The organism is Nocardia mikamii NBRC 108933 (genome assembly GCF_001613505.1).
Lineage (GTDB): Bacteria > Actinomycetota > Actinomycetes > Mycobacteriales > Mycobacteriaceae > Nocardia > Nocardia mikamii.
Genome location: NZ_BDCM01000012.1, coordinates 193,902 through 219,220 on the forward strand (window position 1 = coordinate 193,902; position 25,319 = coordinate 219,220).

Below are 25,319 nucleotides of genomic sequence, written 5' to 3' on the forward strand. Positions count from 1 at the left end.
CATTTAGTCTTTGACCAACCTGCGCCCGGTGGCGGCGCGCGGACGGGTGCCGGCAGAGGGCTGACGATGGGAGTCCCGTGAACCTGTGGAACTACATCCGAGAGCGGGGTGACACTCTGGCCTTCCTCACCTATCAGCATGCGTCACTGGCGTTTCAGACGGTTCTGGTCGGCACGATCGTCGCCGTTCTCATCGCGATGGCGGTCTACCGGCTGCCGCTGCTGTCGCAGCTCTCGCTCACCTCGAGCCGGGTCGCGCTGACCATTCCGTCGCTGGCGCTGCTGGCACTGCTGCTGGTCCCGTTCGGGCTGGGTGTGGTCCCGTCGTTCATCATGCTGGCGTTCTTCGCCGCCCTGCCGGTGATCGGCAACGCGATCGTGGGGTTGCGCTCGGTACCGTCCTCGGTGGTGGAATCCGCCCGCGGAATCGGTTTTTCCCGCACCCGCATCCTGCTCACCGTCGAACTGCCGATCGCGTGGCCGGTGATTCTGACCGGTATCCGGGTCTCCACACAGATGATCGTCGGTGTCGCCGCCATCGTCGCCTACGTTCTCGGGCCGGGCCTGGGATCGCTGATCTTCAACGGCCTGTCGCGGCTGGGCGGCGCGAACGCGCTGGAGACGGCGGCCACGGGCACCATCCTCATCGTCATCGTGGCGCTGGTGTTCGACGCGTTACTCGTTCTGCTGGGCCGCCTCACCATCGCCGAAGGACTCTCATGACCGACGCTGTGACCGACCGGCCCGGACCGGCGACGCCGGAACGCAATGTCACCGGGGCGTCCATCGTCCTCGACTCGGTCGTCAAGAGGTACAAGGGCCAGGACAAGCCGGCCGTCGCCCGCCTCGACCTCGAGATCGAGGCGGGACAGATCGTCGCCTTCGTCGGTCCCTCCGGATGCGGGAAGACGACCACCCTCAAGATGATCAACCGCCTCATCGAGCCGACCGAGGGCCGTATCTTCATCGGCGGGCGCGACGTCACCCGCGAGGACCCGGACAAACTCCGGCAGTCGATCGGGTACGTCATCCAATCCGGCGGCCTGTTCCCGCACTGGTCGGTGCGCAAGAACGTGGGCGCGATCCCGAGGGTGCTCGGCTGGGACAAGAAGCGGATCGCCGAACGCACCGAATATCTGCTCGAACTCGTCGGTCTGGACCCCGGGATATTCGCCGACCGGCTGCCCAAGGACATGTCCGGTGGCCAGCAGCAGCGCGTCGGAGTCGCGCGGGCGCTGGCCGCCGATCCCCCGGTGCTGCTGATGGACGAGCCCTTCGGCGCCGTCGACCCGATCACCCGAGTTCGCCTGCAGGACAGCCTCATCGGGATTCAGCACGAACTCGGCAAGACGATCGTCGTCGTCACCCATGATTTCGAGGAGGCCACCAAACTCGGCGACAAGGTGCTGATCCTGTCCGAGGGCGGGCACGTCGAGCAGTACGCGCGGCCCGAGGAAATCCTCACCGCGCCGGCCACGCCCTTCGTGGAGGAATTCGTCGGCTCCGGCGCCAAACTCGCCTATCTGACCGTGCAGCGGGTGCGCGACGTGGAATGGGACGACGTGGTCACCGCCCGCATCGGAGAGCCGTCGCGGGCGGTGATCCAGCGCGCGCGGGCCGCCGGCCACACCTGGGTGGTGGTCGTCGACGCCGCCGGGCGGCCGCGGTCGTGGCCCTCGCTCACCGAACTGGCGAGCAAACCGGAGGTGTCGGACTACCTTGATCGGCGGTTGCCGGTCGTCGCGCGCTCCTCGACCCTCAACGACGCCCTCGACGCGATGCTGGCGGCCAGTCAGGGTGCGGCCCTGGTAACCGACGGCCGCGGTGCGGTCGTCGGCTCGATCGGCATCGGCGCGGTGACCGAGACCATCCAGGCCGCCCTCGCCGACGTGCGCTCCGAGGAACACGACACCTCCTACGAAACCTACGTCGACGGAACCGATCCCGCGCCCACCCCGGTGGTCGCCGCCGACGACGACGAACACGAATCGGCCGGGCAGTCATGACCCGCCTGCGCCGGCTGCCGATGGACGTCTGGTTCGAGCCGTTGATCATCCTCGTCATCGGAATCGGCTACATCGTCTGGTACCGGTCGACGACGTTCACCCCGACCGAGCAGGCCTCGCTGGCCTGGTCCAACCTGCAGACCACGATCTGGTCGCATATCGAGCTGACCGTGGTGGCCACGGTGATCGTGGTCGTCGTCGCGATTCCGCTGGGTATCGCGCTGACCCGGCCGGCACTGAAACGCCTGGAGCCGATCGCGGTCAACATCGCCAATATCGGCCAGGCGGCGCCGGCGGTCGGGCTGCTGGTGTTGTTCACCTTCTGGCTGGGCACCGGATTTCGCACGGCGGTCGTCGGTTTGGTGGTCTACGCGATTCTGCCGATCCTGCAGAACACCATCATCGGCTTGCGCCAGGTGGATCAGCGCACCATCGAGGCCTCGCGCGGGATCGGGTTCTCCGCCGCCCGCACCCTGGTACGGGTGGAGTTGCCGCTCGCGGTGCCCGTGATCCTCAACGGGGTGCGCACCGCCCTGGTGATCCTGGTCGGCACCGCGACCCTGAGCACCTTCATCGGCGCCACCAGCCTCGGCACCCTGATCACGACCGGCGTCACCCTGTTCCTGCCGAAACTGCTCGTGTCCGGGGCGATTCTGGTGGGACTGCTGGCGTTGATCATCGACTGGCTGGGCAGACTCGTCGAACTGGCCGCGACTCCGCGAGGTGTGTCATGAGGTCGGTACGGGCCCTGGCACTGGGCGTGATCGTCCTCGCGGTGTCGATGATCGGCGGCTGCGGACTGGTCAGCTCGTCGGGAACCTTCCACGAGGCGAGCCTGCCCGGCGGGCAGCGACCGCTCGACGGCGCGAAACTCGTGGTGACGTCGAAGAGTTTCACCGAGGGCGTACTGCTGGGCAAGATCACCGCGACCTATCTGGCCGCGGCCGGCGCGAAGGTCACCGATCTGACCGGCGCGCCGGGTTCGGCGTCGTCGCGGCAGGCTCAGCTCAACGGCGACGCCGACATCCTGTGGGAGTACACCGGCACCGGCTGGGTCAACTACCACAACGAAACCGAGACGATCTCCGATCCGCAGGAACTCTGGCAGCGCGTGCACGACATCGAGAAGCGTGAGCACAACCTGGAGTGGCTGCCGCCGGCGAATTTCAACGACACCTACGCCTTCGGCGTGTCGGCGCCGACCGCGCAACGGCTCGGGGTGAAGTCGCTGTCGGATGTGGCGGCGTTGCCGGTGCGCGATCGCACGTTCTGCGTCGACGACGAATTCTTCAGCCGCGCCGACGGTTTCATTCCGATGCTGCAGAAATACGGTATTCCCTACAACGATCCCAACGGCGTGCCCACCGGCAACGTCACCCGGATGGACGCCGGCGTCGTCTACACCGCGACAGCCAAGAGCGCGCCGTGCAATTTCGGCATGATCTACACCACCGACGGCCGGGTGAAGAATCTGAATCTCGTCGTGCTCGACGACGACAAGAAGTTCTTTCTGCCCTACAGCGGCGCCGCCGTCGTGCGCGGGGAGATCCTGGACCGCTATCCGCAGTTGCGTCAGCTGCTGGGCACGATTTCCGAGCGGCTGACCAATGATCTGATGCAGGAACTCAACGGCCGCGTCGATATCGACGGCGAGGATCCCGCCGACGTCGCCTACGACTGGTTGAAGAGCGAAAAGCTCGTCGAGTAGAAACGCTCAGCGAGTGGACATCTCGCGCGCCGCCTGCGCGGCCGCGAGCCGCGGAATGATGCCGCCGGCCAGTACCGTTTCCACCTGGCGCTCCGAAAGCCGGTGGCGCAATGGAATATCCACGTTCGCGGTGACATCGTGAGCGGTGACCACGGAACCGGCGGCGAGGGCCGCCCGCAGCCCCTCGATGCGCAGCACGTCACCCGCCCCGATGCGGTCGTAATCGGCGGGGTCGGCGAATTCGAGAGCGACGATGCCGAAATTGGCCAGATTCTGCCAGTGGATCCGCGCGTACGATTTCGCGATCACCGCCCGCAGCCCCAGATACCGCGGCGCGATCGCGGCATGTTCGCGCGAGGAGCCCTGCCCGTAGTTGTCTCCACCCACGACGATATGTCCGGTGGTGCCGGAGATCTCGGCCGCGTGCCGCGGATAGTCCGGATCGATACGGGTGAAGGCGAATTCGGCGAGTTTCGGGATATTCGAGCGGAACGGCAGTGCCCGCGCTCCGGCCGGGGAGATGTCGTCGGTGGAGATGTCGTCGCCGACCACGAGCAGGACCGGCGCCTCGATCACATCCGGCAGCGGATCGAAGTCCGGCAGCGCGGAGATGTTGGGGCCCTTCACCAACTCCACCGTGCGCGCCTCGGCTGCCGGCAGCGGCGGCACCAGCATCGCGGTGTTGACCGAGGCGTGTGCGGGCAGGTCCAGCACCGGATAGTCGAGGCCCAGTTCGTCGGCGAGATCGCGCGGATCGGTGATCCTCGCGGTCAGCGCGGACGCGGCGGCGGTCTCCGGCGAACACAACCACACCGAGTCCTCGTCGGTGCCCGAACGCCCCGGAAAATTGCGCGGCATGGTGCGCAGGGAATTGCGGCCCACCGCCGGCGCCTGCCCCATGCCGATACAGCCCATACATCCGGACTGGTGGATGCGCGCCCCGGCGCGGATCAGTTCGAACGTGGCGCCCATCCTGGTCAGATCCTCGAAGATCTCCCGCGAGGACGGATTGACATCGAAACTGACGTCGCTGTGGGTCTGCCGGCCGGAGACGATGGCGGCGGCCATCGCGAAATCACGCAATCCGGGGTTGGCCGACGACCCGATCACCACCTGCGCGACCGGTTGCCCGGCGACCTCCCGCACCGGAACCACGTCCCCGGGTGAGGAGGGCCGGGCGATCAGCGGCTCGATCGCGGACAGGTCGATGTGCTCGTCGAGGTCGTAGCTCGCGCCCTCGTCGGCTCGCAGTTCGGTGAAGTCGCCGGCGCGATCCTCGGCGCGCAGGAATTCGCGCACCGCGTCGTCGGCCGGAAAGACCGTGGTGGTGGCGCCGAGTTCGGCGCCCATATTGGCGATGACATGCCGGTCCATCGCCGTGAGTCTCGCCAGGCCGGGACCGTGGTACTCGATGATCCGGTTCACACCGCCCTTGACGCCGTGGCGGCGCAACATCTCCAGGATCACATCCTTGGCCGAACACCAGGGCGGCAGTTCACCGGTCAGTTCGACGCCCCAGATCTGCGGCATGGTGATGTAGAGCGGCTCACCGGCCATGGCGAGCGCCACCTCGAGACCACCGACCCCGATCGCGAGCATGCCCAGCGACCCGCCCGCCGGCGTATGCGAATCCGAGCCGACCATCGTCACGCCGGGTCTGCCGAAACGCTGCATATGAGTCGGATGCGAGACCCCGTTGCCGGGTTTCGAGAACCACAGGCCGTAGCGGCGGCAGGCCGACAGCAGGAATTCGTGGTCCTGGGCGTTCTTGTCGTCGGTCTGCAACAAATTGTGGTCGACGTACTGCGCGCTGAGTTCGGTGCGCACCCGGTCGAGCCCGAGCGCCTCGAGTTCCTGCATCACCAGGGTGCCGGTCGCGTCCTGGGTGAGCGTCTGGTCGATGCGCAGCGCGATCTCCTCCCCCGGGCGCATCCGCCCCGACACCAGATGCGACTCGATCAGTTTCTGGGCGACGGTGCGCGGGCGGTCCGTGTGCGGTTTCTGGCCGGTCATCTGCCCTCCTCTGCCCCGTCCACGGGATCGCCGGGTCCGGGAACGTTGTTGTGCGGAGTCCCCTCCAGCATGCGCCGATCCACGCCGGCGCGCCGCACCCCGTGCGAGGGCCCGCACCCCGCGTCGCGCCCGCAGCGGATTCGTTCAGCTCGGGCTGCGCTGAACCACCTTGCCGGTCAACGGGTCTCGTTCGGTGAGGCAGTACACCCCGCCCACCGGATCGTTCATCACCAGCCACTGTGCGCCGCGGTGCGCGCGCCGGGCGCCGAGCGATTCGTGCCAGGTCGCCACCGCCTCGACATCGGCGCAGGCGATATCGATATGGGCGCCCGGCTCCTGTTCGCTGTCCAGGCGCTGGATCAGGATCCGGACTGGCAGGCGTGCGGGGACGAGCAGCCGGGTGAACTCGGCCCGGCCGGTGCGACGCACGGGCCAGCCGGTGAGCGCGGCCCAGAATTCGACCTCGCCGTCGTAGCCGGACGGCGGAATATCGAAACAGAGCTGATCGACCCGGCTGAGGCTGCCGTCGGGCCCGGTCACCGGCGCGGGGATATGCCGCCCGTCGCCGGTGGTCAGGCAGAACGGCAGGCCGTGCGGGGAACGCGCGAGCGACCACGTGTCGTGATCGGCGACCAGGGTCGCGCCGAGATCACGCGCCGCGCGGCGGGCGCGGCCGAGATCGACGACATCGATGTCGAGATGGGCGCCACCGTCCCCGCCGACCGCCTGCGCTGCCTGGTAGGCGTCACCTGTCGCCGGGTCGAGAGTCGCGAACTCGGCATGCTCACCCTGGCGGGCCGACAGCTCCGTGCCGGTCACCGCTGCCCAGAAGGCGAAGGCGTCGTCGAAACGTGCGGCGGGCCGGTCGATGTACATCCAGCTCCAGCGAATCATGCTTTCCTCCGCGGTCATCGGTCGGTTCAGGCGGGCCGGAAGGGCGGAGTCGCGAGGTCACCGGCGAACACATCGGGCAAGTCGCGCTCGACGCTGTCCGGAAAGCGCGCGGGCCGCTTCTCGAGGAAGGCCGAGACGCCTTCGCGAGCGTCGGCGCTGGCACCGCGCCGGTTGATACCGCGCGATTCGACGCGATGCGAGATCATCGGGTGGTCGGCACCGAGGCCGCGCCACAGCATCTGCCGCGACAACGCCACCGACACCGGTGCCGAGTGTTCGGTGAGTCGTCGCGCCAGCGCCCCGGCCTGGTCCAGCAGATCGCCGGCCGGATGCAGGGCGTAGAACAGCCCCGCGTCCAACGCCTCGCCGGCCTCGACCAGCCGGCCGGAGTACACCCAGTCCAGCGCGGTTTGCAGGGGCACCAGGCGGGGCAGGAACCAGCTGGAGCACGATTCCGGCACGATGCCGCGCCGATTGAACACGAATCCGATGCGCGCGGTGTCGGCGGCGAGCCGGAAGTCCGCGGCCAGGGTCATGGTGATACCGACGCCGACGGCGGGGCCGTTGATCGCGGCGATGATCGGCTTGCGTGATTCGAACATCCGCAGCGCCACCTCACCACCGCCGTCGCGGAAGGAATCGGTCGCCTCGGCGGCGAAGGTTTCGGCTCCGGCCGACAGATCCGCGCCGGCGCAGAACGCGCGGCCCGCGCCGGTGACGATGATCGCGCGCACCCGGTCGTCGCGGTCGAAGTCGTCGAAGGCGGCGACCAGTTCCTCGCCCATCGCGGTGGTGAAGGCGTTGAGCTGCTGCGGACGGTCGAGTGTGATGGTGGCGATGGAGTCGGAGATCTCCCAGCGGATGTCGGCCATATCGACAGCATGCCAGCAGCCTGCGGACGGTGACCATCCCCCGTGGCCGATCCCGCCCGGCCCGGCACGCGAATCCCGTTGCGCCGCCTGCCGGTTCGACAGCCGGGCGAGCGAACGGTCTCGGCCGGGGCATCCGCGCGGGCCGCGCCTATACTTGACATGCCAGCGCGACGGGCTCCGCGGAAGCAGTACAGACGGAAACGGTGCCGATGGCCGACAAGGACCCCATGGCGACCCAGCGCGACCGCTCCCTGGTGATCGATGACGATCTGCGGGCGGCCGGGTTCGCCGATGCGCACATCATCGGGCGGGGCGGATTCGGCGTCGTCTATCGTTGCCGCGAACTCGCGCTGGGACGCACCGTCGCGGTGAAGGTACTCACCGCCACAGCCGAATTCGGCGACGAGAATCTCGAACGATTCCTGCGCGAGCAGCGGGCCATGGGCGGGCTCCCGGAACATCCGAACATCGTCGCGATCCTGCAGGTCGGCACGACCGGCGCGGGGCGGCCCTATCTGGTGATGCCGTATTACCCGAAGGGCTCGCTGGAACAGCGGATCCGGCACGGCGGGCCGCTGGATATCACGGCCGCGCTGCGGATGTCGGTGAAACTGTCCGGTGCGCTGGAAACCGTGCACCGGGCCGGCATCCTGCATCGAGATATCAAGCCGGGCAACGTGCTTCTCAGTGACTACGGCGAACCGCGGCTGACCGATTTCGGTATCGCCCGGGTGGAGGGCGGTTTCCGCACCACCACCGGCGTGGTGACGGCGTCACCGGCGTTCACCGCTCCCGAGGTGCTGCGCGATGGCACTCCGACGGTCGCCTCCGATATCTACAGCCTGGGCGCCACCCTGTTCTGCATGCTCACCGGCCACGCCGCCTTCCAGCGCCGCTCCGGTGAGCGGCTGGTCGCCCAATTCGTGCGCATCACCGAGGAACCGATTCCCGATCTGCGTCCCGGCGGCATTCCCGACGACATCTGCACACTGATCGAGGACAGTATGGCCGCCGACCCGGCGCAGCGCCCGCTCTCCGCGCTGGACTTCGGTGTGCGGGCGCAGCAGTTGCAGCGCCACCGCGGTCCTCGCGTGGACGAGATGGCGATCTCGACACCGGAGACTCCCGCGGCCGAACCTGCCCCCGCCGCCGATCGCGTCGGCGAACCGACCCGGCTCGGCCTGCTTCCCCCGGCCGACCCGGTGACGACACCGCCGACCGCCGAGACGAAATTCCATCCCGCGCTCTCCGCGCGCCCGCTGGTGCGCCGTCCCCGTCTGCTGGATTCGATGGATCCCGATCGCTGGCCGCGCCTGATCGTCGTCCACGCGCCGGCCGGTTTCGGCAAGAGCACACTCGCCGCGCAGTGGGGGCAGCGGATGGTAGGCCGCGGGGTCGCCACCTGCTGGCTCAATATCGACGACGACGACAACAATCCGGTGTGGTTCCTGCTGCACCTGATCGAGGCCGTCGGCCGGGCACGGCCCGCCCTGACCACCGAACTGCTGCGCGTCGTCGAGGAACACGGTAACGACGTGATGCGCTATGTGCTGACCACGCTGATCAACCGCATCCACGCCGACGGCGAGCGGATCGTGATGATCATCGAGGACTGGCATCGCGTCACCGAGGCCGACACCACCGCCGCACTGCGTTTCCTGCTCGACAACGCCTGCCACCATCTGCAACTGCTGATCACCAGTCGCGAGATGATCGGACTGCCGCTCTCGGCCATCCGTGTTCGCGACGATCTGATCGAGATCGACTCCGCCGCATTGCGTTTCGATCAGGACGAGACGGTGGACTTCCTGACCCGGGTGGGCGGGCTGGCGTTGGACGCGGCCGATATCGACCGGCTGCGGACCGGCACCGACGGCTGGGTCGCCGGGCTGCAATTGGCATCGATCTCACTGCGCGGGCGCGAGGATCCGGGTACCGCGATCGCCACCATGTCCGGACGGCATCAGGCGATCAGCGAATATCTGACCGACAACGTGCTCGACGCACTCGAACCCGAATTGCTGACCGCGCTGCTGGAAACCGCTGTCACGGAGAAGGTGTGCGGCTCGCTCGCCTCGGAACTGACCGGACGACCCCACGGGCGCGCGCTGCTCGAGGACATCGAGCGCCGGGACCTGTTCCTGCGCCGCCTCGACGACGACGGCGAATGGTTCCGCTACCACACCCTGTTCTCGGATTTCCTGCGCCAGCGGCTGGAGCGCGACCACCCCGACCGCGTGCCGCCGCTGCACCGCCGCGCCGCCGAATGGTTCGCCGCCAACGGCATGCTCAGCGAGGCGATCGACCATGCGATGGCGGCGGGCGAACCCGAACGCGCGGTGGCGCTGGTCTCCGCGCACGCCCGCGAACTGGTGCAGCATTCGCATCTGGCCACCCTGGCGGCGCTGGCGGCGAAACTGCCCGTCACCGAGGCCGCGGCCGATCCGACCCTGCAGATCGCGCTGGCCTGGGCGGCGGTGCTGTTGCGGCGGCCGAGCCGCATGCACACCGCACTGCAGCTGGCGCTGGCCGCCGATTCGGCGAAACAGCCTCCGGGACACCGGAAATCCGATCTCGCGGTCGAGGCGTCGATTCTGTGCGGGGTGGAGGCGGCGCTCGCCGATCATCTCGACGGACTGGAGGACATCGTCGAACAGAGTTGCGCCCGAGCGGATTCGCTGGCGCCGTTCGTGCTGTCGGCGGCGGCCAACCTGGGCGCCTTCGCCGCCCTGCACCGGTTCGACTTCGACCGCGTCCACGAATGGCACCGGTGGGGCCGGACCTATTTCCGGCACATCACCGGGGCGCTGAGCATCATGTACAGCCACTGTTTCGCGGGGATGGCGGCGCGTGAGCAACTCGACAGCGAGGCGGCCGAGGAACACTTTCGCACGGCGCTGCATCTGGCGCGCACCACGACCGGGGAGAGTTCCCTCACCGCTCGCCTGGCCTCGGCCGCACTCGGCGATTTCCTCTACGACCGCGGCGAGATCGCGGAGGCGCACCATCTGCTCGACGTGGCGGTGGAATTCGGATTCGAAGGCGGCACAGTCGATTTCCTGACCGGGGTCTACGGCACGGGTGCGCGCATCGAGGCGCTGCGCGGGGACCGTGAGGCAGCGCGGCGGCTACTCGCAGACGGCACCGAGGTCGCCACCACACACACCCTGCCGCGGCTGTCGGCACGCATCGAACTCGAGCGAATCCGGCTGGGAATCAGCGAATCCGGCCCCGGCGAGCCGCCCGCACCTCGCGGGGCGCGGGACGGCGTGGCGACCGCGATTCACGACCTCACCGAGGAGGCGGCCGTCCGGTGGCTGTTGCGCGCGGATCCCGGGCGGGCACTCCCCCGCGCCCGCGCCCTGCGCGAGTCGATCGACGCCGCCACGCGTCCGCGTGCCGCCCTGTGCGCCACGCTGTTGTTCGCGAATTGCCTCGAGACCGTCGGGCGATCGGAGGCGGCGGAGGCGGTTCTCGCGCCGGCGCTGCGCCGCTGCGTCGAAGCGGGACTGGTGCGACCGCTGATCGACGAGGGCCCGGCACTGCTCGCCGTCGTCCGGCGGCTCTCGGGCGACGCGGGGCGCGTTTCCGCGAGCACTCCCGTTATCGCGCTTCCGCGGACCTTCCTCGACCAGCTCGAATGATCCGCCGGTCCGTCACGAGGGCACGTCCGTGCGAGTCACCGTCAGCCCCGCGGACCGCGCCAGCCCGGCGAACACCACCGCGTCGTGGACGGCCGCGCCGCCCGGGTCGTTGTTGAAGTACACGTAACCGTCGGCGGAACCGAAGGTGTCGGCCAGCCGATGCGCCCATGCGGTCAGGGCGCGCCGGCCGTACCGGGGTTGCGGCCGCGCCAGCCCGGAGTGCAGACGCAGATACGACCAGTCGGTGGTGCGCCACAGCGGCGTCACTGGGCGCGAGCGCGCATCCGCCCAGCACAGAGCGGCGCCGCGTTCCTCCAGCACGGCACGGATGCGCGATGTCCACCACGACTCGTGGCGTGGTTCCACCGCCACGCGCACCGTGGCCGGGAACTCTCGCAGACAGTCGTCGAGCAGCTTCGCGTCCGCCCGCAGGGTCGGCGGCAGCTGCACCAGGATCGGACCCAGCCGGTCGCCCAGGCCCGCCGCGTGCTCGAGCAGCCGCCGCACCGGCTCGGCCGGCTCGCGTAGTCGTTTGACATGGGTGAGGAAACGGCTGGCCTTCACGGCCACGACGAAATCGTCCGGCGTCCGTTCCCGCCAGGCGGCGAAGACCTCGCGACTGGGCAGCCGGTAGAAGGCGTTGTTGCTCTCGACAGTCGCGAAGGCGGCCGCATACTGTTCCAGCCACAGCCGCTGCGGTACGCCCGGCGGATAGAGCACGCCGCGCCAGTCCCGGTACTGCCAGCCGGAGGTCCCGACGAACAGGGTCACATCGTCCATCGAACCAGACTCGCCGCGACTCCGCTGGGCCCTCGCCGGACCCCCTCCTATGACGATCGTTATAGTGGGCGAGCTACGCTATGACGAACGTTATAGGGAGGTGGGGAGATCAGCAGCACACCGGATGATTCGCGCGCGAAATTGGTGGCGGGCGCGGCCGAGATGATTCGCCGGCGCGGCCTCGCCGCCACGAGTGTGCGCGATCTCGCCAAATTCGCGGACGCTCCGCTCGGCTCGACCTACCACTACTTCCCCGGCGGCAAGGCCGAACTGGCCACCGAAGCCGTCGCCCTCGCCGGCGATCTGACCGCGGCGACGCTGTCGCGCGAATTGCGCAAGGGTTCGGTCGAGGGCCTGCGCTCGTTCCTGCGCCGTTGGCGAAAGAATTTGCTGGACAGCGACTTTCGCGCCGGATGTCCCGCGCTGGCGGTCTCGGTGGAGGACGTGCCGGATGCCGAGGGCAGCCCCCGCCAGGCGGCGGCGGCCGCCTTCGCCCGATGGACCGACGTACTGGCGCAATCGCTGCGCGACGACGGGGCCGAGCAGGCGGAGGCCGAACGCATCGCCACCCTGATCATCGCGGCATTCGAGGGCAGCGTGGCGATGTGCCGGGCCGAACGCAGCACCACCGCCCTCGACCGCATCGGCGCCCAACTCGAATCGTTGCTGCGGGCCGCGATCCCGGCCCCCGCCACGACCCCACCTTCCCGGACAAGGAGTCCCCGCTCGTGAATCGGACCGATCTCGGCACCCACCCGTTCGATCTCGCCACCGCGCCGGCGCCCGCCGGCGCGGGCCGCTACCTGGGCCGTACCGCGGCGTCGTATTCGAATATGGTGGGCCCCTTCGGCGGCGTCACCGCGGCCACCGCCGTGCGCGCGGTCCTCGACGATCCGCGGTGTGTGGCCGAACCCGTGTCGATCACCGTCAACTACGCGGGCCCGATCGCCGACGGCCCGTTCACGATCGACAGCCGGCCGGTGCGAACCAATCGCAGCACCCAGCACTGGATGCTGACGCTGAGCCAGGACGACGCGGTGACCACCACCGCGACCGTCGTCTGCGGCGCCCGGCGGCCCACCTGGTCCGATACCGAGATCGAACCGCCCGCCGCGCCCCCCGCCGAGTCGGTGCCCGTGGCACCACCGCCGGAATTCCCGGTGTGGATGCGCAACTACGAGATGCGGTTCGTCGAGGGCGGCGGGCCGATCACCCCGGAACCGCGGGAACAGCCGACCTCCACGACCACCCTGTGGGTGCGGGACCTGCCGGCTCGCCCGGTGGATTTCCCCGCGCTGACGGCCCTGGCGGATGTGTTCATTCCGCGGGTGATGGTGCGCCACGGCCGGATGGTCGCCGCGAGTACCGTCTCGCTCACCGTCTATTTCCACGCCGATGCCGCCGCGCTCGCCGCCCACGGCGATCGTCCGCTGCTCGCCACCGCGCGGGGGCAGCACTTCGGCGGCGGCTACTTCGATCAGTCCGCACAGCTGTGGGGCGCCGAGGGCAGGCCGCTGGCCACCACCCATCAGCTGGTGTACTTCAAGGACTGAACCCGGCATCGCGACCGGCCGCAGCGGGTATGCCCCGAACATGCAGTGGTTCACGGCGCCCGGCTACTGGTTCGCGCGCGAGGTGTTCCAACGCGGCCTCGCGGTCGTCTACCTGATCGCGTTCGTGGGCGCCGCGCGGCAGTTCCGGGCGCTCATCGGCGCCGAGGGCATGCTGCCGGTGCCCGCGTTCCTGGCCCGCTCCTCGTTCCGAAGTTCGCCGAGCCTGTTCCATCTGCACTATTCGGACCGGTTCTTCGCCGGTGTCGCCTGGGCCGGGGCGGCGCTGGCGGTTGCCCTGGCGGCCGGGGCGGACGACCGAGTGCCGCTGTGGGCGGCCATGCTGCTGTGGCTGGCGGCGTGGGTGCTGTATCTGTCGATCGTCAACGTGGGCCAGGCCTGGTATTCGTTCGGCTGGGAATCGCTGCTGCTGGAGACGGGATTCCTGGCGATCTTTCTCGGCAACGACCACATCGCGCCACCGATTCTCGTGCTGTGGCTGGCGCGCTGGCTGCTGTTCCGGGTGGAGTTCGGCGCGGGGTTGATCAAACTGCGCGGCGACCCCTGCTGGCGCGATCTGACCTGCCTGTACTACCACCACGAAACCCAGCCCATGCCCGGCCCGCTGAGCTGGCTGTTCCACCACCTGCCCAGACCACTGCACCGCGTGGAGGTGGCCGCGAACCATATCGCGCAGCTGGTCGTGCCGTTCGCCCTGTTCACTCCGCAACCGGTCGCGAGCATCGCCGCGGCGGTCGTCGTGGTCACCCAGCTGTGGCTGGTCCTGTCCGGCAATTTCGCCTGGCTCAACTGGTTGACGATTCTGCTGGCCTGCACCGCGATCGACGCCCGCTCGGCCGCGACCGTCCTGCCGCTGCCCGACCGGCCCGCGTTCACGGACCCGCCGACGTGGTTCGTCGTGGTGGTGCTCGCCTTCACCGCCGCGGTGGCCGTGCTCAGCTATTGGCCGATCCGGAACCTGCTGTCCGGGCACCAGCAGATGAACGCCAGCTTCAATCGGTACCACCTGGTGAACACCTACGGCGCGTTCGGGCGGATCGAGCGCCGGCGCTGGGAACTGGTGGTGGAGGGCACCCGCGACCGGCACATCACCGAGCAAACCCGGTGGGAGGAATACGATTTCAAGGGCAAGCCCGGTGATCCGCACCGGCTGCCGCGCCAGTGGGCGCCCTATCATCTGCGCCTGGACTGGCTGATGTGGTTCGCCGCCATCTCCCCGATCTACGCTCGCTCCTGGCTGGGCCCGTTCCTGCGGCGACTGCTGACCAACGACCCGGCCACCCTGCATCTGTTGCGGCACAACCCGTTTCCCGACGCCCCGCCCGCCCATGTGCGAATCCGGCACTACCTCTACCGATTCAGCACCCGCGAAGAACTCCGCCGCGACCACGTGTGGTGGCACCGCGACGCGGTCGGCGACTACGTCCCACCGACGGCCCTCGCCTCCCCTCGCATCCGGCACGGCTGATTCACCACCACGCGCACCGGCGGATCGGGTGCGGTCAGGCCGGGACCGAGCGCTGGCCGACGCCGACGTATTCGCTGAGCGGGCGGATCAGCGCGTTCGAGGCGCCCTGTTCGATGATGTGGGCGGCCCAGCCGGTGATCCGGCTCATGACGAAGATCGGGGTGAAGGTTTCGATATCGAAGCCGAGCAGGTAATACGCGGGGCCGGTGGGGAAGTCGAGATTCGGCGCGATCCCCGTGGCCTCGGACATCGTATGTTCGAGTATCTCGTACATGCGCACCCACCGGCCGCCGTCGGTGGCGGCGGCGATATCTAGTAACGCCCGCTTCATCGTCGGCACCCGGGAATCGCCGTTCTTGTAGACCCGGTGGCCGAAGCCCATCACTTTCTGCTTGTCCGCCAGCTTCTTCCGCAACCATGCCTCGGCTCGCTCGGGCTCGCCGATGTCGAGCATGTCGCGCATGACCGCCTCGTTCGCCCCACCGTGCAGCGGCCCCTTCAGCGCGCCGATGGCGGCGGTGACCGCGCTGTAGATATCCGACTGCGTCGACGTCACCACGCGCGCCGCGAACGTGGAGGCGTTGAAACTGTGCTCCGCGTAGAGAATCAGCGAGACTTCGAAGGCCCGCACCAGTTCCGGCGCCGGCACCGTCCCGAAACACATGTTCAGGAAGTTCTGCGCGTATCCCATATGCGAATGCGGGGGAATCGGATCCAGGCCGTGCCGGCGGCGATGGTCGGCGGCCACGATGGTCGGAAGCACCGCCAGCATGCGTAACGCCTTGGCACGGTTGGCTTTCGGCGAATTGTCGTCCTCGAGCGGGTCCTCGGCGCCGAGATAGCTGATCGCGGTGCGGACCACATCCATCGGATGACAGGTGTCGGGCAGTTTCGTCACCAGCGACAGCAGTGACCGATCGGCTCGCCGCGCCGCGCGTTCCTGCTGGCAGAACCGTTCCAGCTGGGCGTCGTTCGGCAGTTCGCCGTACCACAGCAGGTAGGCGACCTGCTCGAACGTGCAGTGCGCCGCCAGATCCTGGACGGCATAGCCCCGGTAGGTCAGCGAATTCGTTTCCGGCACCACCTTCGAAATCGCGGTGGTGTCGACGACGACGCCCGCCAGGCCCTTGTTGATCGCCGGAGTCGCGGCCTTCGTCATCACTGGTTCCTCCCCAGGGTGAATGTGAAGATGTCGGAATCGAATTCGTTGTAGCGCTCGTACCGCAGCAGTTCGTAGAGGCGGCTGCGATGTTGCATCCGATCCAGCAATCCCGCCTGGGTGCCGGTCTCGTGGATTTCGCGCAGTCCGGTCTCGGCCGCCCACATCGCCAGGCGCAGGGTGGACACCGGGTAGATCACCGCGTTGTAGCCGATCGATTCCAGCGTCCGCGCCGGCAACAGTTCGGATTTGCCGAACTCGGTCATATTGGCCAGCAGCGGAATCGGGACCGCGGCCCGGAATTTCTCGAAATCGGCTGCGCCGCCGAGCGCTTCGGTGAAGATCAGGTCGGCCCCGGCGTCGGCGTAGGCGCGGGCGCGGCCGATCGCCGCGTCGATGCCTTCGATTCCGGCGGCGTCGGTGCGGGCGCAGATCACGAAATTCGGGTCACGTCGCGCCGAGACGGCCGCGCGCAGCCGACGCACCATCTCATCGGTGGGCACGACGGCCTTGCCGTCGAGGTGGCCGCAGCGCTTGGGATTGACCTGATCCTCCAGGTGGCAGCCCGCGAGTCCGGCGTCCTCGAGCAGCGCCACGGTACGGGCGGCGTTCATCGGCTCGCCGAAACCGGTGTCGGCGTCGATGAGCACCGGCAGGTCGGTCACCCGGGCGACCTGTCCGCCGCGGCCCGCGACCTCGGTCAGCGTGGTCAGCCCGATATCGGGCAGCCCCAGTTCCGCCGACACCACCGCACCCGAGACGTAGACCCCTTCGAACCCGATTTCCTGAATCAGCTTGGCCACCAATGGATTGAAGGCGCCGGGGAACCGCTGGATCGTCCCGGAGGCGAGTCCGGCGCGGAAGGCGACGCGTTTGTCGGCGGCGGAGGTGGTGGCGGCGAGCAATCCGGTCATCGGAACAATCCCTTCGGCGATTTCGGGGCGCGGGCGAGCACCTCGTCGGATACCGCGAATGTCAGGTGCGCCAGTTCGCCCGGCGCGAGCGAGCCCGCCCGCTGCGCGGCGTCGAGGAAACGGTCCTGTTCGGCCGCGTCGACGACTCCCTCGGCGAGCGTGCGGAATTTGGCGATGTACTGCTCGCGGGCGAACGGCCGCGCGCCGAGCGGGTGGGCGTCGGCGACCGCGAGTTCGTCGACGATCACCTCACCGCTGGTCAACGTCACCTCGGCGCGGGCGCCGAACGCCTTCTCGGCGGGATCGGTGGAGTGGTAGCGCCGGGTCCATTCCGGGTCCTCGGCGGTGGAGATCTTGTGCCACAACGCGACCGTGTCCGGCCGGCGGGCACGCTCGGGTGCGTAGGACCGCTCGTGATGCCAGGTCCCGTCCTGCAGCGCAACCGCGAAGATGTACATGACCGAGTGGTCGAGGGTTTCGCGCGATGCCTCGGGATCGAATTTTTGCGGATCGCCGGAGCCGGTGCCGATCACCACGTGGGTGTGGTGGCTGGTGTGCAACACGATCGAGGCCACTCGGTCGAGGTCGCCGATGCGGGCGCGCATGCGCCGGGCCAGATCGATCGGCGCCTGACTCTGATATTCGGCCGAATGCTGCTTGGTGTAGGAGTCGAGGATCGCTCGTTTGGGCTCGCCCGGACCCGGCAGCGGCACCGAGTACTCGGCGTCGGGCCCGGACAGCAACCGGGCGATCACCCCGTCCTCGCCCTCCCAGATGGGTGCGGGCGCCCCCTCGCCGCGCATGGCCCGGTCGACGGCTTCGACCGCCATCTTTCCCGCGAAGGCCGGCGCATAGGCCTTCCAGCTGGAGATCTCCCCCTTGCGGGACTGCCGGGTCGCGGTCGTGGTGTGCAACGCCTGACCGATGGCCTGATAGATGGTTTCGGTGTCGAGGCCCAGCGCCGTACCGATGCCGGCGGCGGCCGAGGGGCCCAGATGCGCGACATGGTCGATCTTGTGTTCGTGCAGGCAGATCGCCCGCGCCAGATCGATCTGGATCTCGTAGCCGGTGGCCAGACCGCGAATGAGGTCGCGGCCGCCGCGTCCGGCATGGTGGGCGGCGGCCAGAATCGGCGGGATGTTGTCGCCCGGATGGGAGTATTCGGCGGCGAGAAATGTGTCGTGGAAATCCAGTTCGCGCACCGCGACGCCGTTCGCCCAGGCCGCCCACTCCGGCGAATACGTGCCCGGGACACCGAACACCGGGGAACCCGGTCGATACGGGTGCGCCAGTGCCTGAGCCCGGGCGTGGGCCACCGGGCGCCGGGTGATCGATGCGGCGGCGACCGCGGCGTTGTCGATGATCCGGTTGACGATCATCTCTTCGGTGTCCGGCGCCACCGCGACGGGATCCGTGGCGACTTCGGCGATCCGCCACGCGAGATGTTGCGTCCGCGGGAACACCTCGGCCGAGCGGTGTGTGCGAACGAGGTGATTCTTCACAGCCGGGACCTCCCGAGTACGTCGATGAATCGCATGATTCGGACGCTACTCAGGACGGGTACCCGTCGAAATACGTTGCAACTGCCTAGTTCTGCGTAATGGATCCGGCGAAGTTGCGAATCTTGCGGACGGTGTCGTCGTCCGCGGGTCGTTTATCGATCGGCGGTCAGGCGGTCCAGCAGACAGCTCAGCGCGAAGCGCACCGTCTGTTCGAGGACCTCTTCCGGTTCACCGTCGAATTCGGCCCGGCACGCGGTGACCGCGGTCTCGGAGGCGGTGGCGAACCACACCGTGCCGGGCGCTTCGCCGTCACTCGGTTCGGGGCCACCGACACCGGTGACCGCGACCGAATAGCTCGCGCCGAGCAGTTTCCGGACGTTCGCCGCCAGCGCCTCCGCGGCCGGCCGCGACACCACCGGGACGTCGGGCATGTCCAGGACGGCGCGTTTAACCTCCGGACTGTAGGCGACGACCCCGCCGCGAAACCACTGTCCCGCATCCGGTGCCGCGCCGAGGGCGGCGGCGATCTTTCCCGAGGTGAGTGATTCCGCCACCGCGATCGTCGAACCGGCCGCCGCGGCCAGTTCGGCGATCCGCTCGGCGGCATCCTCGGTCATCGCCCCGCCTCCCGGGCGGCCACGGTGTCCTCGCTCATCGCGCTCCTCGTTCCCCGTCGTCGTCTCCGCTCTCGCGGTACGCCTGCAGCGCGGTGTCGAGTTCGCGTTGCAGCCGTTGCACTTCGGCCTCGTCTCCGGCATCGGACGCGGTGGTGATGTCCTGGCGAAGCTGGGCGATGACGTCGTGTGAAACCACGGGAACCTCCTCCGGCACGGAACGGGTGAGCAGTCGGGAAGCTAGCTGCCCTGTTGGTGGGACTGTTGACGCGCCTCGTCGACCTTGGCTTCGGCACGGGCCCTCTCGGCCTGCGCCTCCTTCTCGGCCGCCTCGCGCTGCGATTCGGCCTTGTCCTGCTGCGCCCGGCCCTCCGACTCGAGGTCGTTGTTGCCGGTGACGATGCCGGCGGCCTCCTTGGCCTTACCCTTCACGTCTTCGACGACGCCCTTGATGCCTTCACGCGGGCCACTGTTGTGGTCGGACACGGAGTCCCCTTCCGTCGCAATTTTCTGACATGCAACGCCTACCCAGTGCAGCGGTGCTCAATCGGACGAGTACCCGCGCACGCCGAACGTCCGGCCGAACCGAAGACGATGTGCTCGCCGAGTTCATCGGAATTCGCCGCTCAGACCGCCTTGCGCACCGATGTCGTGCCCGAGTCCACCGCACCGCCGGTCGAACTCGCCGGCCGGAGCTCGGGAATCGGGACCCCGTGTTCGTCGACGAGGATCGAGTGTTTCTCGCCCGGGCCGAACGCGTGGCGCTCACCCCATTGCCGCAGGGCGACGACGACGGTGAACAGGTCCCGCCCGGCCGGAGTCAGGGTGTAGACGTGCCGTCGGCCCGAGGGCCCCGGCGTGCGCTCGAGGATGCCACGCGCGACCAGTCGCCGGAGCCGGTCGGTGAGGATGTTGCGCGCAATTCCGGTGGCCTGCTGGAAGTCCCGGAATGCCCGGGCGCCGTCCATCGCGTCGCGCACGATCAGCAGGCTCCACCGATCGCCGACCAGGTCGAGCGTGCGCGCGACCGGACACGCCGGATCGGTCCATCCGGCGTCGGCGAGCACCGGCTGAGTCATCACACCCTCCACAACGGTTGCTGATTGAAACCATTGTGACGTACCGTACGAACAGTTGCAAAATGCTACTGATTTGGAGTCTCGGTGTTCCTACCTCTCGATCGGCGCCTCCTGTTCGCCGCGATCTGCGCGGTGTCGGTCGCGACCGTCTATTCCGCCCAGCCGATACTCACCCAGATCGGCGACGACCTGGGCGTGCCGGCCGGCGACCTGGGATGGATCGTCACGGTCGGGCAGCTCGGGTACCTGGCCGGATTGGTCTTCCTCGTTCCCTTGGGCGACACGATCGACCGCCGCACGCTCATCGCCGCACATCTGCTGCTCACCGCGGCGGGGACCGTGATCGCCGCGACCGCCGCGCGCACGTGGGTGCTGCTCATCGGACTGGCCCTCGCCGGCCTGTTCGCGGTCGTGGTGCAGACGACGGTCGCCTACGCGGCGGCCGTATCGGCACCGCGGCAACGCGGACGCACCCTGGGCATGGTGACCTCCGGCGTCGTCGTCGGCATTCTCGGCGCGCGCATCGTCGCCGGCGCGCTGGCCGGCGTGTGGGGCTGGCGCAGCGTGTACGCCGCCTGGGCGGTCCTCCTCGTCGCCCTGGCATGCCTCGTCCTCGTGCTTCTGCCGGCCGACACCCGCACCGGCCGCACCCGTTACCGGCAGATACTGCGCACCTCACGCACCCTGTTCGGTGACCGGCTCCTCCTCTCGCGCGGCTTGATCGCCTTCTTCCTGTTCGCCTCCTTCGGCACGCTCTGGAGCGGCCTGGCACTTCCCCTCGCGGCCTCGCCGTGGCATCTCGACTCCGCGCGGATCGGCTTGTTCGGGCTCGCCGGGCTGGCGGGCGCCCTGGGTGCGGGCCGGGCCGGGCGCTGGGCCGACCGCGGTCTCGCGCACCCGGTCACGGGGGCGGCACTCGTTCTGCTGGCCGTCTCATGGCTGGCCACGGCGCAAGGATCGTGGTCGCTGTGGCTGCTCGTCGCGGGGGTGGTCGTCCTCGATTTCGCCGTCCAGGTCGTGCATGTGGGCAATCAGCACCTGCTCACCGCCGCCCACCCCGACCGGACCAGCAGCATCATCGGCAACTACATGCTCTTCTATTCGGTCGGTTCGGCACTCGGCGCGGCCGCCACGACCGCCGCGTACTCCGCCGCCGGATGGACCGGGTCGAGCATTCTCGGCGCCGCCTTCGCCGTCGGCGGCGTCGCGGTGTGGGCGATCGCGCGAACCCCCGGAGTGATCAGGAATCGAGAAGCGACCGGCCCGCGATCGCCGATAACGTCTTCGACATGAACATCACCACTGCTCAGAGCACCATCGCATCGGTCGTCGTCGAGACCCCGGACCCGGCTGCCGCCGCGGCCTTCTACGAATCCGCGTTCGGTCTCGGCGACCGGCTGCGGGTCCGCAAGTCGGACGCGGAGACCACCGGCTTCCGCGGATACATCCTCTCCCTCGTGGTGTCCCAGCCGAGCACCGTGGACAGCTTCATCGGTTCCGCGGTCGCGGCGGGCGCGACGACGGTGAAGCCGGCCAAGAAGAGTTTCTGGGGCTACGGCGGCGTCGTGCAGGCCCCCGACGGCGCGGTCTGGAAGATCGCGACCTCGGCGAAGAAGAACACCGGACCGGCCACCCGCGAGGTCGACGATTTCGTCCTGCTGCTCGGCGTCGACAGCGTCAAGGCGACCAAGCAGTTCTACGTCGAACGCGGCTTGACGGTGGCGAAGAGCTTCGGCGGCAAGTACGTCGAATTCGAGTCTCCGGCCGGGTCGGTCAAGCTCGCGCTCTACGGTCGCAAGGCCGCCGCGAAGGACGCGGGCGTCCCGGCCGAGGGCTCCGGGTCGCATCGGATCGCCGTCACCAGCACTCTCGGTTCCTTCACCGATCCCGACGGATTCGTGTGGGAGGTCGAGGCCTGAGCCGGGTGGTGCGGCCGGAATCAGGCCGCCCGCAACGGAACTCGGAAGGACTTGCGCAGCGACGACGGGCCGGCCAGGGGAAGCAGGGCGGCGAGGAGCTTCCCCTTGAAGGCCCGCGGCGTCCGGGTCAGTTCGACGTCGACACGGCTGCCCTCCGGGGTGGGTGTGGCACGGAAGACCCAGCCACCACCGGCGCCGAAGAGTTTGGAATCCCGGGTGGTGACGGTCACCGTGTCGCCCGCCGGATCCCACTCGTAGCGGGCGCGCTCCCAGGCGGCCGCCGTACCCTCGGTCACCTCGGCCCAGCCCTCACCCTGCTCGTGCACGACGAAGTGCTCGGCATCGATCGTCGGCCACACCTGCGCCCGGGACGGGCCGAAATCGGTGAGAACGCCCACGACCTCGGCGGGGGTCAGCGTGGAGATGAGATGAAAACGGACCGTGGTCATGGAAACTCCTCGAAACCGGTAGGGCCGCCGGCCCGCGGGTTCGCGGTGCCGGACACTCATCGAGCATGGCCGCTACCGGTGCGGCTACGAATCCGTCGGATGACGCTGAGTTGACGTACTCCGCGCCGCCAGAATTTGCACCAGTTGGTGTGCGACGTCGGCCGCCTCGGTGCGGATGCCGTTGTGGGCCCCGGGGAACTCGATCACCTCGAGCCCGAGCCGGGCCGCGATCTCGGCGGCGGGCCGGTAGGGCAGGCATCCGCGAGTCTCGCGGCCGACCGCGAGCACCAGTCGCTCGGACACGAGGGCCAGCGCCGGGTAATCCGGTGTGTACGAGGTGAATTCACGCAATTCGTGTTCGATCATGAGCGGGCCGTTGGCGGCGAGGCGGGCCCACATCTGCGCGGCGCGCTCCGACAACTGCGATACCTCGGGCGCCGATTTCATCGCGGGACCGATGCCCGCCAGGAATCTCGCCCCGGCCGCGGCGAGCCCCTCGGTGTGCAGCAGCGCATGCACCTCCTCGACCATCGCGAGGTGCCGGTCCGCGTCCGGAAGGACGGCGAAGCACGGAGGTTCGTGCGCGACCAGGGTGCGCACTTTGCCGGGATGCCTCGCCAGCAGGTCGAGCCCGACGATGGCGCCGTTGCTCGTGCCGAAGACGAACGCCGGCTCGTCGGTCAGATGCGCGAGCAGCCGGGCCACGTCGTCGGCTTGCACGGCCACCTGCTGCCGCTCGGGGCCGTGGTCGAGAACGCTGCGCGAATATCCGCGCGGATCGAGCGCCACGACGGTGAAGCGGCGCTGCAGGACCTCGGCCATCTCGTCGAAGACGCCGGCGTCACCGCCGCCACCGGGAATCGCCAGCAGGAGTGGCCCGTCGCCGCGCATCTCGTAGTACAGGGTGGCGCCGGGGACGGTCAGAGTGTCGGATCTCATTGCGCTGCTTTCTCTTCGGTGGGGTCCGGCCACTGCGTCAGAGTTCGATGCAGGGCGTCGAGAATGTGGTGCCAGCTGGTGGACGCGGGCCTGGAGTGGGCGAATCCGCCCGCCGCCTCGAGGTTGGCGAAACCGTGAAATGTGCTGCGCAGCAGGCGTCCCGCGTCGGTCGACGCGGGTTCGCTCAATCCGTAGCCGCGCAGCAACGCCGCGGTGAGCTCGATACCGCGCAGCAGGGCCGGCTCTCCGGCGACCTCGTCGGGATCCATGCGGATCTGCGTTGCCGCGTACCGGCCCGGATGGTCGAGGGCGTAGGAGCGATACGCCTCGGCGAAGGCGAACAGCGCGTCGCGTCCGGACCGCCCCGCCACCGCCGCACCGATCCGCTCGTTCATCTCCGCACCCGCCAGCAATCCCACCTGCACCTGCAGGTCCCGCAGGTTGCGCACATGGGTGTAGAGGCTGGGATCCTTCACGCCGAACCGACGGGCCACCGCGGACAGAGTTACGTGGGCGAATCCGACCTCGTCGGCCAGTTCCGCTGCGGCACGGGCGATTCGTTCTCTGGACAACCCGGCACGGGGCGACATCCACGACTCCTTACCTAATATGCTTAGGAAGTATCCTAATCATATTCGGTTCAGGACGGCCGGCGATATTCCGGCCCGGATATCGAGTAAGACCGGTCGGCGACCTCGCGAAGACCCGGAGATGTCACCGGAGGGCGGCACTCACCGGCAGCAGTTGGGGTCCAGCACCACGCACAATGCCGCCAGCGCGTCTCGTTTGGCGCGGTGGACGACATTCATGCCGACACGTTCGGATTCGACCAGCCCGGCCTTGCGAAGCTGACCGAGGTGATGGCTGACCGTCGATTCCGCCAGCCCCACCGCGCCGGCAAGGTCCCCACCGTTCTCGCCGGAATCCGGACTCGCCAGCAGCAGCGACATCAGCTTCACCCGGACCGGATCGGCGAGCGCTTTCAGCCGCAACGCCACCTCCAGGGCCGCGACGTCGTCGACCGGCCCGGCCGCCACCGGCGCGCAGCACACCGGGGCGGACATATCGATCACGGGAAGCGCTTTGGGCATGGAACCACCCTACCGATGGGATTGACATATGTCGAAAAGGTGGCGCAGACTCGGAACCGTCAACCTTTTCGACATATATCGGACCATGGAGGTTCTCATGTCCCGCGTGCAGCTCGCCCTCAATGTCGACGACCTCGATCGAGCGGTCGCGTTCTACTCCACACTGTTCGACACCGAACCGGCCAAGCTCGAGCCCGGCTACGCCAACTTCGCCGTCGAGCAGCCGCCGTTGAAGCTGGTACTGCTGGAGAACACCGGCGCCGGCGGCACGATCAACCACCTCGGAGTCGAGGTGGAGACTTCCGAACAGGTCCACGACGAGATCGCGCGATTGTCGCAGGCCGGATTGTTCACCGCGGAGCAGATCGGCACGACCTGCTGTTTCGCGCTGCAGGACAAGGTGTGGGTCACCGGACCGCACGGCGAGAAATGGGAGGTCTACACCGTCCTGGCCGACACCGGAACATTCGGCGACGCACCGGAATTCGCCGACGACACCACGGCCGTGCAGGCGTGCTGCGGCAGCGCCGCCGACGCCGCCGAAAGCGCCTGCTGCACCGCCGAAGCCAGACGCGACACCCTCGCCGGCGGCGCCACCTGCTGCAGTTAGCCACCGCACGGGTGCGCTCGTGCGCCGAGGCTTCGTTTGACCATTCATATCGATACCTGTCAATATCGATGAGTGTCCAATCAGGAGT

The 25,319-nt window shown here is 68.6% G+C and carries 26 protein-coding genes; 11 read left to right on the forward strand and 15 right to left on the reverse strand.

Annotated elements, in window-relative coordinates; all coding sequences use genetic code 11:
• Positions 1-77: 77 nt before the first annotated feature.
• The 4 genes from NMI01S_RS15790 to NMI01S_RS15805 are packed head-to-tail and all read left to right on the forward strand — an operon-like array spanning position 78 to position 3,713.
• Positions 78-722: an ABC transporter permease gene (locus NMI01S_RS15790; RefSeq protein WP_062997930.1), complete on the forward strand. Its 645-nt coding sequence runs from the start codon at positions 78-80 to the stop codon at positions 720-722.
• Positions 719-2,005, forward strand: a complete 1,287-nt coding sequence (locus tag NMI01S_RS15795) for an ATP-binding cassette domain-containing protein (protein ID WP_062997932.1) — start codon at positions 719-721, stop codon at positions 2,003-2,005. The genes NMI01S_RS15790 and NMI01S_RS15795 overlap by 4 nt, the downstream gene beginning before the upstream one ends.
• A complete protein-coding gene (locus NMI01S_RS15800; protein WP_157126197.1) occupies positions 2,002-2,739 on the forward strand; it encodes an ABC transporter permease in 738 nt (245 codons plus the stop codon). Before NMI01S_RS15795 ends, NMI01S_RS15800 begins: the two co-directional genes overlap by 4 nt.
• On the forward strand, positions 2,736-3,713 hold the full coding sequence (locus NMI01S_RS15805) for a glycine betaine ABC transporter substrate-binding protein (protein ID WP_062997936.1): 978 nt from the start codon (positions 2,736-2,738) through the stop codon (positions 3,711-3,713). The genes NMI01S_RS15800 and NMI01S_RS15805 overlap by 4 nt, the downstream gene beginning before the upstream one ends.
• Positions 3,714-3,719: 6 nt before the next feature.
• Here NMI01S_RS15805 and NMI01S_RS15810 read toward each other — a convergent pair whose 3' ends face one another.
• From NMI01S_RS15810 to NMI01S_RS15820, 3 genes are all read right to left on the reverse strand, one after another.
• On the reverse strand, positions 3,720-5,726 hold the full coding sequence (locus NMI01S_RS15810; RefSeq protein ID WP_062997938.1) for an aconitate hydratase: 2,007 nt from the start codon (positions 5,724-5,726) through the stop codon (positions 3,720-3,722).
• 144 nt (positions 5,727-5,870) lie between these two features.
• Positions 5,871-6,620 carry a VOC family protein gene (locus tag NMI01S_RS15815; protein WP_062998649.1) on the reverse strand — a complete coding sequence of 250 codons (750 nt, stop codon included), beginning with the start codon at positions 6,618-6,620 and terminating at the stop codon, positions 5,871-5,873.
• A 26-nt stretch (positions 6,621-6,646) separates the two neighbouring features.
• Positions 6,647-7,492, reverse strand: coding sequence for a crotonase/enoyl-CoA hydratase family protein (locus NMI01S_RS15820; protein ID WP_062997940.1), 846 nt, complete (start codon positions 7,490-7,492; stop codon positions 6,647-6,649).
• 209 nt (positions 7,493-7,701) lie between these two features.
• Here NMI01S_RS15820 and NMI01S_RS15825 point away from each other — a divergent pair, with 209 nt between their 5' ends.
• Positions 7,702-11,136, forward strand: a complete 3,435-nt coding sequence (locus NMI01S_RS15825) for a serine/threonine-protein kinase (protein WP_062997942.1) — start codon at positions 7,702-7,704, stop codon at positions 11,134-11,136.
• A 12-nt stretch (positions 11,137-11,148) separates the two neighbouring features.
• On the opposite strand, the gene NMI01S_RS15830 is transcribed toward NMI01S_RS15825, so the two are convergent.
• Positions 11,149-11,907: a DUF72 domain-containing protein gene (locus NMI01S_RS15830; RefSeq protein ID WP_062998651.1), complete on the reverse strand. Its 759-nt coding sequence runs from the start codon at positions 11,905-11,907 to the stop codon at positions 11,149-11,151.
• Between the two features lie 153 nt (positions 11,908-12,060).
• Here NMI01S_RS15830 and NMI01S_RS15835 point away from each other — a divergent pair, with 153 nt between their 5' ends.
• From NMI01S_RS15835 to NMI01S_RS15845, 3 genes are read left to right on the forward strand one after another with little or no spacing between them, the layout of a single operon-like run.
• On the forward strand, positions 12,061-12,648 hold the full coding sequence (locus NMI01S_RS15835) for a TetR/AcrR family transcriptional regulator (RefSeq protein WP_369689916.1): 588 nt from the start codon (positions 12,061-12,063) through the stop codon (positions 12,646-12,648).
• Positions 12,645-13,469, forward strand: coding sequence for an acyl-CoA thioesterase (locus NMI01S_RS15840; protein ID WP_062997946.1), 825 nt, complete (start codon positions 12,645-12,647; stop codon positions 13,467-13,469). The genes NMI01S_RS15835 and NMI01S_RS15840 overlap by 4 nt, the downstream gene beginning before the upstream one ends.
• Positions 13,470-13,509: 40 nt before the next feature.
• Entirely contained in the window at positions 13,510-14,955 is a 1,446-nt protein-coding gene (locus tag NMI01S_RS15845) for a lipase maturation factor family protein (RefSeq protein WP_062997948.1), read from the forward strand.
• A 34-nt stretch (positions 14,956-14,989) separates the two neighbouring features.
• Here NMI01S_RS15845 and NMI01S_RS15850 read toward each other — a convergent pair whose 3' ends face one another.
• The 7 genes from NMI01S_RS15850 to NMI01S_RS15880 all read right to left on the reverse strand — a co-directional run bounded on the left by NMI01S_RS15850 (position 14,990) and on the right by NMI01S_RS15880 (position 20,223).
• Positions 14,990-16,114, reverse strand: a complete 1,125-nt coding sequence (locus tag NMI01S_RS15850) for a bifunctional 2-methylcitrate synthase/citrate synthase (RefSeq protein WP_062997950.1) — start codon at positions 16,112-16,114, stop codon at positions 14,990-14,992.
• Positions 16,114-17,028, reverse strand: coding sequence for a methylisocitrate lyase (prpB, locus tag NMI01S_RS15855; RefSeq protein ID WP_062997952.1), 915 nt, complete (start codon positions 17,026-17,028; stop codon positions 16,114-16,116). Before prpB ends, NMI01S_RS15850 begins: the two co-directional genes overlap by 1 nt.
• Positions 17,025-18,530, reverse strand: a complete 1,506-nt coding sequence (gene prpD / locus NMI01S_RS15860) for a 2-methylcitrate dehydratase PrpD (RefSeq protein WP_062997954.1) — start codon at positions 18,528-18,530, stop codon at positions 17,025-17,027. Before prpD ends, prpB begins: the two co-directional genes overlap by 4 nt.
• 152 nt (positions 18,531-18,682) lie before the next feature.
• The gene (locus tag NMI01S_RS15865) at positions 18,683-19,147 is read right to left on the reverse strand and encodes a CinA family protein (protein ID WP_062997956.1); all 465 of its coding nucleotides are present in this window, start codon (positions 19,145-19,147) and stop codon (positions 18,683-18,685) included.
• 34 nt (positions 19,148-19,181) lie between these two features.
• Positions 19,182-19,343 carry a hypothetical protein gene (locus tag NMI01S_RS15870; RefSeq protein WP_157126198.1) on the reverse strand — a complete coding sequence of 54 codons (162 nt, stop codon included), beginning with the start codon at positions 19,341-19,343 and terminating at the stop codon, positions 19,182-19,184.
• Between the two features lie 41 nt (positions 19,344-19,384).
• The gene (mbp1, locus tag NMI01S_RS15875; protein WP_036510789.1) at positions 19,385-19,630 is read right to left on the reverse strand and encodes a microaggregate-binding protein 1; all 246 of its coding nucleotides are present in this window, start codon (positions 19,628-19,630) and stop codon (positions 19,385-19,387) included.
• A 140-nt stretch (positions 19,631-19,770) separates the two neighbouring features.
• Positions 19,771-20,223, reverse strand: coding sequence for a winged helix-turn-helix transcriptional regulator (locus NMI01S_RS15880; protein ID WP_062998653.1), 453 nt, complete (start codon positions 20,221-20,223; stop codon positions 19,771-19,773).
• 84 nt (positions 20,224-20,307) lie between these two features.
• Here NMI01S_RS15880 and NMI01S_RS15885 point away from each other — a divergent pair, with 84 nt between their 5' ends.
• Positions 20,308-21,516: an MFS transporter gene (locus tag NMI01S_RS15885; RefSeq protein WP_063920748.1), complete on the forward strand. Its 1,209-nt coding sequence runs from the start codon at positions 20,308-20,310 to the stop codon at positions 21,514-21,516.
• Entirely contained in the window at positions 21,513-22,142 is a 630-nt protein-coding gene (locus NMI01S_RS15890) for a VOC family protein (protein ID WP_062997960.1), read from the forward strand. Before NMI01S_RS15885 ends, NMI01S_RS15890 begins: the two co-directional genes overlap by 4 nt.
• Before the next feature lie 20 nt (positions 22,143-22,162).
• Here the strand turns inward: NMI01S_RS15890 and NMI01S_RS15895 are convergent, their stop codons facing one another.
• The 4 genes from NMI01S_RS15895 to NMI01S_RS15910 all read right to left on the reverse strand — a co-directional run bounded on the left by NMI01S_RS15895 (position 22,163) and on the right by NMI01S_RS15910 (position 24,621).
• Positions 22,163-22,591, reverse strand: coding sequence for a hypothetical protein (locus NMI01S_RS15895; RefSeq protein ID WP_062997962.1), 429 nt, complete (start codon positions 22,589-22,591; stop codon positions 22,163-22,165).
• Positions 22,592-22,675: 84 nt separating this feature from the next.
• Entirely contained in the window at positions 22,676-23,530 is an 855-nt protein-coding gene (locus tag NMI01S_RS15900) for an alpha/beta hydrolase (RefSeq protein WP_062997964.1), read from the reverse strand.
• Complete coding sequence (locus NMI01S_RS15905; protein ID WP_062997966.1) at positions 23,527-24,120, reverse strand: TetR/AcrR family transcriptional regulator; 594 nt, start codon at positions 24,118-24,120, stop codon at positions 23,527-23,529. Before NMI01S_RS15905 ends, NMI01S_RS15900 begins: the two co-directional genes overlap by 4 nt.
• A 141-nt stretch (positions 24,121-24,261) precedes the next feature.
• Positions 24,262-24,621, reverse strand: coding sequence for an Rv2640c family ArsR-like transcriptional regulator (locus NMI01S_RS15910; RefSeq protein ID WP_062997968.1), 360 nt, complete (start codon positions 24,619-24,621; stop codon positions 24,262-24,264).
• A 97-nt stretch (positions 24,622-24,718) separates the two neighbouring features.
• On the opposite strand from NMI01S_RS15910, the gene NMI01S_RS15915 reads away from it, so the two are divergent.
• The gene (locus tag NMI01S_RS15915; RefSeq protein WP_062998657.1) at positions 24,719-25,231 is read left to right on the forward strand and encodes an ArsI/CadI family heavy metal resistance metalloenzyme; all 513 of its coding nucleotides are present in this window, start codon (positions 24,719-24,721) and stop codon (positions 25,229-25,231) included.
• Positions 25,232-25,319 lie beyond the last annotated feature (88 nt).